This is a genomic window from Amycolatopsis sp. SID8362, assembly GCF_010550475.1.
Lineage (GTDB): Bacteria > Actinomycetota > Actinomycetes > Mycobacteriales > Pseudonocardiaceae > Amycolatopsis > Amycolatopsis eburnea.
In genome coordinates this window covers 1-11,508 of the sequence record NZ_JAAGNB010000809.1, presented here as the reverse complement: position 1 = coordinate 11,508, position 11,508 = coordinate 1, and the positions used below count along the sequence as shown (strand labels likewise).

General features: G+C 72.7%; 9 protein-coding genes and 1 pseudogene. 1 reads left to right on the top strand and 9 read right to left on the bottom strand.

Annotated elements, in window-relative coordinates; genetic code table 11:
• From G3I65_RS24960 to G3I65_RS24950, 3 genes are all read right to left on the bottom strand, one after another.
• A partial coding sequence (locus G3I65_RS24960; protein ID WP_160698255.1) for a serine/threonine-protein kinase occupies positions 1 to 921 on the bottom strand: 921 nt, incomplete at its 3' end.
• A 62-nt stretch (positions 922 to 983) separates the two neighbouring features.
• Entirely contained in the window at positions 984 to 1,976 is a 993-nt protein-coding gene (locus tag G3I65_RS24955; protein WP_309235682.1) for a ribose-phosphate diphosphokinase, read from the bottom strand.
• A 74-nt stretch (positions 1,977 to 2,050) separates the two neighbouring features.
• Complete coding sequence (locus G3I65_RS24950) at positions 2,051 to 2,416, bottom strand: helix-turn-helix transcriptional regulator (RefSeq protein WP_160698253.1); 366 nt, start codon at positions 2,414 to 2,416, stop codon at positions 2,051 to 2,053.
• Positions 2,417 to 2,497: 81 nt separating this feature from the next.
• On the opposite strand from G3I65_RS24950, the gene G3I65_RS24945 reads away from it, so the two are divergent.
• The gene (locus G3I65_RS24945) at positions 2,498 to 3,274 is read left to right on the top strand and encodes a hypothetical protein (protein WP_160698252.1); all 777 of its coding nucleotides are present in this window, start codon (positions 2,498 to 2,500) and stop codon (positions 3,272 to 3,274) included.
• On the opposite strand, the gene G3I65_RS24940 is transcribed toward G3I65_RS24945, so the two are convergent.
• The 6 genes and pseudogenes from G3I65_RS24940 to G3I65_RS24915 form a co-directional block, all read right to left on the bottom strand.
• On the bottom strand, positions 3,271 to 4,020 hold the full coding sequence (locus G3I65_RS24940; protein WP_160698251.1) for a hypothetical protein: 750 nt from the start codon (positions 4,018 to 4,020) through the stop codon (positions 3,271 to 3,273). The two genes, G3I65_RS24945 and G3I65_RS24940, sit on opposite strands and share 4 nt — an antisense overlap.
• 49 nt (positions 4,021 to 4,069) lie before the next feature.
• Positions 4,070 to 4,213, bottom strand: coding sequence for a hypothetical protein (locus tag G3I65_RS24935; protein WP_160698250.1), 144 nt, complete (start codon positions 4,211 to 4,213; stop codon positions 4,070 to 4,072).
• Positions 4,214 to 4,292: 79 nt separating this feature from the next.
• Positions 4,293 to 9,509 carry a WD40 repeat domain-containing protein gene (locus G3I65_RS24930; RefSeq protein WP_160698249.1) on the bottom strand — a complete coding sequence of 1,739 codons (5,217 nt, stop codon included), beginning with the start codon at positions 9,507 to 9,509 and terminating at the stop codon, positions 4,293 to 4,295.
• A 171-nt stretch (positions 9,510 to 9,680) separates the two neighbouring features.
• Positions 9,681 to 9,959: a WhiB family transcriptional regulator gene (locus G3I65_RS24925; RefSeq protein ID WP_160698248.1), complete on the bottom strand. Its 279-nt coding sequence runs from the start codon at positions 9,957 to 9,959 to the stop codon at positions 9,681 to 9,683.
• The gene (locus tag G3I65_RS24920) at positions 9,956 to 10,648 is read right to left on the bottom strand and encodes a response regulator transcription factor (protein WP_160698247.1); all 693 of its coding nucleotides are present in this window, start codon (positions 10,646 to 10,648) and stop codon (positions 9,956 to 9,958) included. Before G3I65_RS24920 ends, G3I65_RS24925 begins: the two co-directional genes overlap by 4 nt.
• An 80-nt stretch (positions 10,649 to 10,728) precedes the next feature.
• Positions 10,729 to 11,508 (bottom strand): annotated as a pseudogene (locus tag G3I65_RS24915) (polysaccharide pyruvyl transferase family protein); the annotation flags it as partial.

Sequence of the window (11,508 nt, the reverse complement as noted above, 5' to 3'; positions counted from 1 at the left end):
CGCGCCGGCCGCGGCGACGGGCGCGGCCGCCGTACCCGCGCCGGTCAGGAGCGCCAACGGCGTCAGCGCCGTCAGCGCCGCGGCCGAGGTAGCCAGGCGCTTCCAGCCGCGCTTCTCCCAGTTCTTCCCGTACGCCTCGCGCGCGACGGTTTCCAGCTCGGTCACGAACGCGGCCGCGGTCGCCGGTCGCCACGCCGGGTCCTTCGCCATGCCGCGCGCGATCAGCGGGCGCAGCGGCTCGGGTACCGCTTCCAGCGGCACCGGCGCTCCCCCGTGCAGCGCGCGCAGCTGCTCGCTGGTGTCCGCCTCGAACGGCCGATGTCCCGTGACGCACTGGTAGAACACGCAGGTGGCCGCGTAGACGTCGGTGGCGGGCAGGCCGGGCTGCCCGGCCCACTGTTCCGGTGCCATATAGGCCGGGGAACCGGCGGTCAGGCCGTTGTGGCCGTCCAAAGTGGCCAGTCCGAAGTCGACCAGCTTCGATTCGCCCTCCCGCGACACCAGCACGTTCCCCGGCTTGTAGTCGCGGTGGACCACACCGACCGCGTGCGCGTCGGCCAGGCCCAGCAGCGAGCCCTTCAGGATCGCCAGCGCGGCCTCGGGTGCCAGCAGGTTCTCCGCCGCCAGCAGCGCGCGCAACGACACGCCGGGCACCGCTTCCATGATCAGCGCGGCACCCCGCGGCGTCTCGGTGAAGTCGAAGAGCCGGACGACGTGCGGGCTCCGCACGCCCGACAGCAGCCACGCCTCCCGCCGGAACCCGTCGGCGATCCGCGCGTCGGCGAGGAACTCCGCGCGCAGGTACTTGATCGCCACCAGCCTTCCCGAGGCCTCGTGCTTGGCCAGCACGACCCGGCCGAAGCCGCCGCTGCCGAGCACGTCCACTTCGGCGTACCCCGGCACCCGCCAGGTGTCGTCCATCGCGGTCACGGCAGGACCGTAGCGGACGGGCTACTCCCTTCGTGGCATTTCACGCAAAAGTGTCACATGCCGCGGACGTCGAAAAGCTCGGTCACCGAGCCGTCGTCGAAGACTTCCTGGATGGCGTCGGCCAGCATCGGCGCGACGGACAGCACGGTGAGGCCCGGGAACCGCTTGCCCGGCGGGAGCGGGACGGTGTCGGTGATGACGACCTCGCCGACGCCGCTGCCGGCGAGCCGGTGCGGGGCGTCGGCGGAGAGGATGCCGTGGGTGGCGGCCGCGATCACCCGCGCCGCACCGTGTTCGCGCAGGAGGCGGCTCGCGCCCGCCATGGTGGCGCCGGTGTCGATCATGTCGTCGACGACGACGCAGACGCGGCCGCGCACGTCGCCGACGATCTCGGTGCCGCGGCCGTGCTGCAGGGAGTCGCGGTGCTGGACGAACGCGATGGGCCGGCCGCCGAGCAGCTCGGCCCAGGTCTCGGCGAGGCGGACCCGGCCGGAGTCGGGGGCCACGACGGTGAGGTCCGCGTCCGGGTGGGCCGCGCGGACGTGGCGGGCGAGCAGGGGCTGGGCCCGCAGGTGGTCGACCGGTCCGTCGAAGAACCCCTGGATCTGCGCGGTGTGCAGGTCGACGGTCATGAGGCGGTCGGCGCCGGCGGTGGCCAGCAGGTCGGCGACCAGCCGGGCGGAGATGGGCTCCCGCCCGCGGTGCTTCTTGTCCTGGCGGCCGTAGGGGTAGAACGGCCAGATCACCGTGATGCGCTTGGCGCTGGCGCGTTTGAGCGCGTCGAGCATGATCAGGCTTTCCAGCAGCCACGTGTTGATCGGGTCGGTCGGGGTCTGGAGGACGAAGACGTCGCTGCCGCGGACCGACGTGCCGAAGCGGACGAAGACCTCGCCGTTGGCGAACGCGTGCGCGGTCCGGGGTGCGATCGTCGTGCCCAGGCGCGCGGCGACGGCGTCGGCCAGTCCGGGGTGGGAGCCGCCGGCGGCGAGCATGAGCCGTTTGGTCACGCCGCCCTCGCGCCGGATCGCCGGGACGCTGGCTGTCACAGGTGTCTTCTCCCTCTCGCGCTGCGGTCAGGTCGTGTTCTGCCGGGCGCGGAAACGCCCGCCCCGGAGAACGGTCAGCCGCGCGGCGACCCGGGCGTTCGTGGCGCGGGTCCGGCGGGCTCGCGCAGGTCGTCGAGCAGCTCGACCTGGCCGCTGAGCACGCTGGTCAGGATCCGCCGGGCGACCCGCAGCAGCTCGGCGACCTCGGGGCTGGTCAGGGAGTAGTAGACCGTCGAGCCCTCTTTGCGGGTCACGACCAGGCCGGCCCGGCGGAGCACGCCCAGCTGCTGGGACAGGTTCGCCGGCTCGATGCCCACCTCCGGCAGCATCTCGGAGACCGCGTGCTCGCGTTCGCTCAGCAGCTCCAGGACCCGGATCCGGGCGGGGTGCCCCAGGTTCTTGAAGAACTCGGCTTTCGCCTGGTAGAGGGGCCTGCTCACGGACTCTCCTCACTGCCGCACCCGCCGGCGGCGAGCCGGTGAGCACTTGCGAACTTCTTTAAGTTCGCAGATTATCATCACATGACGATCGCCGTGGTCTCGGAACCGGCGCTGCCTCGCTACGCCGAACTGGTCAGCGGCCTCGCCCGGGTCCCCGTCCGCGCGCTCCCCGCCGCGCCGGGCGACGCCGACGAACTCACCAAGCAGCTGCAGACGATCGCGGACGGCTACCGCGCGGCCCTGCTGACCCACGTCGACGCCGAGCGCGCCCGTCGTGCCCAGCACCAGGCTCGCGACACGACCGGCCTGCGCGTGCTGACCGACCAGGACGCCACCGCGATCGCGCTGACCGCCGCCCTGCTGGCCGCGCTGGCCCGGCACGACCGGACGTCGCGGGACGTGCGCGTCCTCGTCGTCGGCGCCCGGACGCTGCCCCCGCTGATCTCGCTGCTGATCGCCGCCGACACGCGCGACCTCGCACTGTGGAACCTGCCCGATGCCGCCGCTTTCCCCCTGCACCAGGCGATCTTCGGCGCCGACGTCGTCATCGACCTGCTCGGCGCGTTCTCCGCGGAGTTCCGGGAAACGACCCCGCTCACGATCATCACGCCGGACGACGCCGGAACCGCGCCGTCGGCGATCGCCGGAATCCTGGGCGCGGCGGCCCGCAACCCGCTGGTGACGTGCGACATCGACGTCTACCGCACCGCCGCGAGCGCTTTGGCCGCCGCACACCGGGCCGGTCAAGTGAGTCAGCACCGGGCGAGGGCGCTGGCGACAGTGGTCGCCGACGCCGTCTCGGCCACGCTCGACCCGTCACCGCGGCCCCCGGGATTCCGCCGAGCCGCCGGCGCCTAGTGTTCGGCGCGGTGCCACCCGGCGGGCGGGGTCGGGGTTTCCGCGTTACCCGGGACGACGGGGCTGTTCGCCGCGTCCCGGCGACCGGTCTGGCTTTGCAGGTTCGCGAGCCAGCCCTGCCAGCGGTCCTGGGCCGGCTTGATCAGACCACCGCCGAAACCGACCACGATCACGCCGCCGATCGTCGCCAGCACCGCGATCAGGACCGGGCCCGTGATCGCCGTCGCGATGTTCACCTGACCCAGCGCCGCGATGATCCCGAACGCCATGATCAGCCAGTACGCCGCCATCGACAACGGACGCGCCGCACCCCGCCCCGACAACGCCGACGCCACCACGTCCCGCACCACCTTCGCGATCGCCGCCGCCACCACGACCAGCACCAGCGCCACCACGATCCGCGGCAGGAACGCGATGATGTCGTTCAACAACTGGCTCACCGGGTTCGTCGGCCCGAACACCCCGAACGCCAGCTGCAACGCGATCAGCAGGATGAAGTAGTACACCAATTTGACGAGGATCCCCGCCGCGTCGATCTTCTGACTGCCGACGTTCCCGGAAAGACCGGTCTTCTCGACCAGTTTCCCGAACCCGACTTTGCCGAGGACGAGCCCCAGCGCTTTCGAAATCGCCTTCGCGATCAGCCAGCCGATCAGCAGGATGATCAAGAATCCCACGAGTTTCGGGACGAACGTGGCCACCAGGTTCCACGCCTGCCCGAGCCCGTCCTTCAGTTGCTGGCCCATCTCGGTCCTCTTTCCGTTTCGCCGCGCGGAAACCTGCTCGGCGCACGTGCTAGATGTGCATTACCGCCCAGAACATCACCCAGGCCGCGGCCGCGAGCAACGCGCCGAGGCCCGCTCCCCACAGCACCCGTCTCGTGTGCCGGGCAGCCGCACCGGCGTACGCCCGTTTCACCGTCATCGCCGATTGACTCATGCACCAAGTCTGCGGTAGCGCGTTCGGCTTGCCCTGCTGTGACTCCCGGATGGGCGACCCCCGAGAGGGGGACCTCGGCTCAGCGGCGAGCCGGCTTCCCCTTCCCCGGCCGCCCGCGTCCGACGCGGAGCATCAGCAGCCCGAGCAGGATCGCACCCAGCCCGCCCAGGACCGGCAGGGCGACGTCCACGCCCGTTTGCGGCAGGTCGCCGGGAGGCACCGGCTCAGGCGGCCGCGGACCCGGCGGCGGCGGTGTGGTCGGCGGTGTCGGTGTCGGGATTCCGCCGGCCGGGACGGTGACGGTGTCCGGTGGTGAGCCGACCCCGCGGCCGCCGGGGGTCTTGCCCGCTGCCGTGGCCGTGTTCACCACGCCGCCCGAGCTGACGTCGGCCTGCGTCACCACGTAGGAGGCGGTGCAGGTGACCGTGCTCCCCGGCGCCAGCGGCCCGGGCGGGCACTCGGCCGCGATCCCGGCGGCGGCCAGCCGGTCGTCGTCGACCCGCACCGCGGTGACCGTGACCGAGCCGGTGTTGGTCACCACGAACCGGTAGTCGATCCGCTCCCCGGCCTGGGCCTTGCCGTCGCCGTTCGCGTCGGCCAGCGTGGCCTGCTTGTCCAGGCTCAGCGCGGGGGTGGCGTCGACCGGGGTGCGGGTGCTGTCGCTGCTGACGACGGGGTCTCCCGACGGCGGCCGGCCGCTGGCCGTCGCGGTGTTGTCCACCGTGCCCGCGTCGACGTCGGCCTGCGTCAGCCGGTACGCCGCCGTGCAGGTGGTCTGCTCGCCCGGTGCGAGCTTCGACACCGGGCACCGCACCGGACCGGTCTTCGGGTCGGTCACCTCGATCGGGTCGAGGGTGACGTTGCCGCCGTTGGTGACGGTGAACGTGTAGTCGATCGTGTCCCCGGCACCGGGGCCGTTGCCGTCCACATCGGACACCGCGCCGGCCTTCTTCACCAGGTTGATCGCGGGCCCGGGCGCGACCGGCGTCGACGTGGTGCCGTCGGCCGTGACCGGGTCGCCGGACGGCGGCCTGCCGGTGGCGGTCGCGGTGTTGTCCACCCGCCCGGCGTCGACGTCGGCCTGCGTCAGCGGGTACGGCTGCGCGGTGCAGGTCACCGACTTGCCGGGTGCCAGCGGACCGGCCGGGCAGGTCACCGCGCCGACCTTCCCGTCCGCGACCGAGATCGGGTCGAGCGTCACCGTGCCGGTGTTCGTCACGACGAACGTGTAGTCGATCGTGTCGCCCGCGTCGGGGCCGTTCCCGTCCCCGTCGACGACGCCGCCCGACTGCTTGACCAGCGCGATGCCGGCCTTGCCCGCGAGCGGGGTGCTGGTGGTGTCGACGGCGGACACCGGGTCGCCGGACGGCGGGGTGCCGGTCGCCGTCGCGGTGTTGTCCACCCGGCCGGCGTCGACGTCGGCCTGCGTCACCGCGTAGGTCACCGTGCAGGTGGTCCGCGCCCGCGGCGCCAGCGCGGTCACCGGGCAGGTCACGGGGCCGGTCTTCGGGTCGTCGACCGCGACCGGGTCCAGCGTCACGTTGCCGGTGTTGGTCACCACGAACGTGTACTCGATGGTGTCCCCGGCGTCGGGGCCGTTGCCGTCGGTGTCGGTGACCGGGCCGGCGGTCTTGTCCAGCGAGATCCCCGGCAGCCGGGTGATCGGCGTGACGACCGTGTCCCGGCCGGTCACCGGGTCGCCCTTCGGTGGGATGCCGGTCGCCGTCGCGGTGTTGGTCTTCTCCCCCGCGTCGATCTCGGCCTGGGTGAGCACGTGGGGCGCCGCCGTGCAGGTCACCGTGGCTCCCGGGGCCAGCGGGCCGGCCGGGCAGGTCACCGGGCCGAGCGCCGGGTCCTCGACGGTGACCGGGTTCAGCGTCACGCTGCCTTCGTTGGTGACGCTGAAGGTGTAGGTGATGACGTCGCCCGGGTCGGTCACCCCGTCGCCGTTCCGGTCGGTCACGCCGGAGGAGTTCTTCACCAGGGCCAGGCCGCCCTGCCCCTGGACCGGGGTCGACGTGCTGTCGTCGGCGGTGACCGGATCGCCCGAAGGCGGGGTGCCGGTCGCCGTCGCGGAGTTGTCGACCACGCCCGCGTCCACCTCGGCCTGCGTCACCGCGTAAGGCGCGGCGGTGCAGGTCACCGACTTGCCGGGCGCCAGCGGACCGGCCGGGCACGTGACCGCGCCGACCTTCCCGTCCGCGACCGAGACCGGGTCGAGCGTCACGTTGCCGGTGTTCGTCACGACGAACGTGTAGTCGATCGTGTCGCCCGCGTCCGGGCCGTTTCCGTCCACATCGGACACACCGCTCGCCTGCTTGTCCAGCGCGATCGCGGCCACCACCGGAACCGGTGTCACGGTGCCGTCCCCGGACGTCACGGGGTCGCCGGACGGTGGCTTCCCGGACGCCGTCGCGGTGTTGCGGACTTCTCCGGCGTCCACGTCGGACTGGGTCAGGGTGTAGGACGCGGTGCACTTCGTCGAAGCACCCGGCGCGAGTTTCGGCTCGGGGCAGCGCACGGTGCCCGCCTTCGGGTCGGCCACCGACACCGGGTCGAGGGTGACGTTGCCGGTGTTGGTGACGGTGAACGTGTAGGCGATCGTGTCACCGGCGTCCGGGCCGTTGCCGTCCACGTCGGTGATGCCGCCGGATTCCTTCTCCAGGGCGATCCCCGGCACCTGGGGGATCGGGGCGGTGGCGGTGTCGTCGTCGGTCACCGGGCCGCCGGACGGCGGCTTGCCCGTGGCGGTGGCGGTGTTGTCCACCTTGCCCGCGTCCACATCGGACTGCGTCAGCACGTACGGCCGCGCCGAACACTGCGTCGACTTCCCCGGCGCCAGCGAAGCCGCCGGACACGTCACCGGCCCGACCTTCGGATCGGCCACGGCCACCGCGGACAACGTGACGTTCCCGGTGTTGGTCACCGTGAACGTGTACGCGACCGTGTCCCCGGCGTCCACGACCCGGTTGCCGTTCACGTCGGCGATCCCGCTCACCGCCTTGGTCAGCGAGATCGAGGGGCCGGACGTGATCGGCAGGGTGGCCGTGTCGTCGTCGGTCACCGGGTCGCCGGAGGGCGCCTTGCCCGTCGCCGTCGCGGTGTTGTCCACCTTGCCCGCGTCCACATCGGACTGGGTCAACGGGTAGGGCGCCGCCGAACACCGCGTCGACTTCCCCGGCGCCAGCGACGTCACCGGGCACGACACCGGCCCGACCTTCGGATCGGCCACGGCCACCGCGGACAGCGTGACGTTCCCGGTGTTGGTCACCGTGAACGTGTACGCGACCGTATCGCCGGCGTCGACGACCCGGTTGCCGTTCACGTCCGTGACTCCGCTGATGGCCTTGGTCAGCGAGATCGACGCCGTGCCGGTCAGGGGCGTCGACGTGGAGTCGGTGCCGGTCGCCGTGCCGCCGTCGGGCGAGCGGCCGGTCGCCGTGGCGGTGTTGTCGACCTTCCCGGCGTCCACATCGGACTGCGTCAGCACGTACGGCGCAGCCGAGCACCGCGTCGACTCCCCCGGGGCCAGCGACGTCACCGGGCACGACACCGGCCCGACCTTGGGGTCGTCGACCGACACCGGGTTCAGCGTGACGTTGCCGGTGTTGGTCACGGTGAACGTGTAGGCGATCGTGTCGCCCGCGTCCTGCCCGTTCCCGTCGACGTCGGTGACCGCGCCCGCCTGCTTGTCCAGGGTGATGGCGCGCACCACCGGAACCGGGGTGACGACGGAATCGTCGTCGGTGGCGTCGGGCAGGTCGGTCGCGGTGCCGGTCGCCCGCGCGGTGTTGGGCACGCTGCCGCTGTCGACGTCCGCCTGGGCGAGCCGGTAGGTCGCGGTGCAGGTGGCCGAGGCGCCGACCGCCAGCCCGCCAGGCGGGCAGGTCACCGGTCCGGTCTTCGGGTCCGTCACGCTGATGGTCTGCAAGGGCACGGTGCCGGTGTTGGTCACCGTGAACGTGTAGGCGATCGTGTCCCCGGCGTCCGGGCCGTCGCCGTCGACGTCCGTGATCGGCCCGGCCTTTTTCACCAGGTCGACGCGCGCGACCTTCGCGACGTCGGTGAAGGTGCAGAGCGCGGCGACGCCGGCGGCACCGCCGTTGGGCATGGTGAACTGCCCGCTCGTGCCGGCGCCGCCGGCCAGCGTCCGGCCGGTGTTCTGGTCGACGCACTCCCACGAGCGCTCGTAGCCGGCCGCCGCCGGGCTGCTCTCGACGGCGCCGTCGCCGGACTCCGACACCGTGTAGGTGGTGCCGGCCAGCCCGAACACCGGTCCGGCGACCTCGCCGGGGTCGGTCTGCAGGCCCGCGTCGGTGCCGGTCGTCGTGCCGGTGTTCCCGGTGGTGATGCCGCCGCCGGTGACCGCGACGGTGACCTGGTCGGCCGGCTTGACCCGGCCCTGGGGGAAGTTCTTGCGCACGGTGATCGTGTTCGGGGAGGCGCAGGATCCGAAGTCGACCGAACCGGACTGCGACAACACCCGGCTGTCCAGAACCGCGCCAGTGCTCGGGTTGGCGCGGTACAGCGTCGTGCCGCTGGCCAGGTACAGGAACCCGTCGCTGGCGAACGCGATGCCGTTGAGCGCCTGGCCCGGCGTGCTGATCGACGTGATCCGGCTGCCGGTGATCGGCTTCGCGGGCCCGGCGGTCGGGATCTCCTCGTTGACCACGAACACGCTGTTGGCGCCGTTCGCGCCACCGACGACGTACAGCTTGCCCTGCTGGTCGAACGCCCAGTCCCCGCTGCCGCCGTCGGTCGGGACGGTGCCCTGCGCGACCAGCCCGAGCGAGGTGCCGGTGTTCGGGTCGAAGCCGTAGACCTTCAGCGTGGTCCCGGAGAAGCCACCGTAGTAGTAGAAGCCGTTGCGCGGGTTGACCGCGCCGTGCGTCACCGGGGCGTCGGCGACCCCGGCGACCGAGGTGGTCACGCCGGTCGTGGTGTCGAGCCGGTAGATCGTGCGGGCCGAGCCGTTGGCCGCGACGCCGTACGCCGCGCTGCCGCCCTCGGTGATGCCCAGCGCGTTGATCGTGCCGGTCACCCCGCTGAAGCTCGCCGCCGCCGTGCCGGCGCCGGTGGCCGGGTCGATCGACCAGATCGTGCGGGTGCCGGGGTTCGACCCCGCGCCCTGCAGCGAATACAGCGCCCCGCAGCTGAAGGCGGGTGCCGCGGCGGCCGCCACGGCGGCTTGCCGGACGTTCACCGCGGGCGGAGCGGCGCTCCACGCGAGAAGACTCAGCCCGATGGCCGTCACGGCCGTCAACGAGCCGATCCGACGCGCCGCCGACGACACCACGGTTGCCTCCTGAGGTCACTCGCGCATGAACTCCGCGGCCCCGTGACACGGCGCAGTGGTGTGGTCACCGTCGGGATCCGGCTCGATCATAAGGACCCGGCGGCCCGATGCACGCCTAAAGCGTCCACAAAGGATTATTCGGCGGCGAAATTCACCCACCCCAGGCCTGGGTTAACCGGTTCGGGTGAGGATGCTCTCGCGTTCCGCTTCGGACAGCCCACCCCAGACGCCATACGGTTCCTGCGCCTCGAGGGCGTGGTCCCGGCACCGGTCCAGGACCGGGCAGCGCTCGCAGATCGCCTTGGCCGTCGCCTCCCGCTGCCTTCGGGCACTTCCGCGCTCGCGCTCGGGGTGGAAGAAGATCGCGCTGCTCGCGTTCCGGCACGAGCCGTCGAGCTGCCAGTCCCACGCTTCCGTGCGGGGAGCGGGGAGCCTGCGGGTGTTCGTCATGACACCTCCGTCGCGATGGTCGCCGGGCCGCCGGTGCGGCCGAGCAAGCCGGCCTGGTACGCCAGCGAGACCGCGTGCGTGCGGTCGCGGGCGTGCAGCCGCCGCAGAATCTGCTTGGCGTGCGTGCGCACGGTTTCCGTCGAGATGAACAGGATCTGCCCGACCTCGGCGTAGCTGTTGCCGTCGGCGATCAGCGACAGGATCTCGTGCTGGCGGGCGGAAAGCTCCATGTGCCGCGGCCGGGCGCCGCCGGGCGCGGGCAGCACGGCCCTGGCACTGCGGTTCGTGTGCGCGAGCCGGATGCTCGCGACCAGCACCGAAGGCGGCGCGTCGGCGGGCAGGACCGCGTGCACCCCGGTGGCCGCGTGCCGGTCGGCCGGCGTGCCCGGGTCGACCAGGACGACGACGGCGAGCCAGGGGAACAGCACCGTCAGCTGCGCCGCCAGGCGGGCCTCCGGGTCGATGGTGTTGTGCAGGACCAGGACGTCGGGGTGGGCGGCGCGGAGCACGGTGTCCGCGGTGCGCACGGAGTCGGTCGCCCCGAGCCACTCGATCCCCTCCCCCGCCCCGACGAGTTCGCCGAGCCTGCCGACGGCGCGCGCGTTCGCACCGAGTGCGTACACGCGCAAGGTTGCCCGCTCGCCTGCGGCGCGCCGGAGGCGCCGGTCGAGCAGCTGCACAGTGGGCATGTGGCCCCCCTCGGTCGGAGCTGTTGTTCACGACACGGCGGCAGCTCGGCGCCCTTACGCGACATTCGACGTGACGCGGGTCACATCACGGAGGGTCGCCGGGAGCGCAGGACCAGCCGACGGGTCGCCGTCGTGGTCACCGCGGGGGTCCGGGTGCCGTAGATCGCCTGCGCGACCGAGCTTTTCAGGTCCCGGCACCGGCGCAGGACGTGCGGCGGGAACGCGCCGACGGGGGGCGCGGGCGGTTCGGGGTCGTCCGCGTCGGACAGCGTCCAACCGGAGCCGAGGTCGATCAGGCCGCGGTGCTTCGGCGTGTAGTAGTCGCGGGAGACGCTGATCGCCACGCCGTTCGCGCCGGCGGCCGCGGCGAGCAGGTGCATGTGGTAGCGGCTGGAGATCCACGTCTGGCCCGGCGCGACCGGCAGCCCGCGGCGCCACACGTCCCGGAACGGGTGGAACTCGGCACCGTCCAGTTCGGACTCCAGCAGGGCGGGAACGACGCGGTCGACCCGCGGGATGCCTTCGACCACCGCCAGCCGCCGGGGGTCGACCTCCCACGCCCGCAGGATGTCCAGCACCCGGGCGGCCAGTGCCGGCGGCGTGGCGGTGCCGATGTCGGACTGCAGGCACAGCACGAACTCGCGCGCTTCCCTCGCGGGCACCGGCGCGGGCAGCTCGAGGAAGACGTCGTCGCAGGTGCTCGCGCCCCGGTCCAGCAGCTCCGCCGACGGCTCGTCGCGCGCGTCGACCACGTCGAAGTGCTCGGCCAGCGACCGGAGCAGGCCGGTCCCGGCGGGCGGGAACGGCACGAGGCCCTGCCCGGTCATGGCGGTGCGGGCGCCGGAGCGCCGGGCGGCGGC

What these genes read in the sequence shown, in the direction of transcription:
- G3I65_RS24940 (WP_160698251.1), bottom strand. Translation starts at nt 4,020, where the DNA reads ATGGGCCAGCAACTGAAGGACGGGCTCGGGCAGGCGTGGAACCTGGTG.
- G3I65_RS24920 (WP_160698247.1), bottom strand. Translation starts at nt 10,648, where the DNA reads ATGCCCACTGTGCAGCTGCTCGACCGGCGCCTCCGGCGCGCCGCAGGC.
- G3I65_RS24925 (WP_160698248.1), bottom strand. Translation starts at nt 9,959, where the DNA reads ATGACGAACACCCGCAGGCTCCCCGCTCCCCGCACGGAAGCGTGGGAC.
- G3I65_RS24945 (WP_160698252.1), top strand. Translation starts at nt 2,498, where the DNA reads ATGACGATCGCCGTGGTCTCGGAACCGGCGCTGCCTCGCTACGCCGAA.
- G3I65_RS24935 (WP_160698250.1), bottom strand. Translation starts at nt 4,213, where the DNA reads ATGAGTCAATCGGCGATGACGGTGAAACGGGCGTACGCCGGTGCGGCT.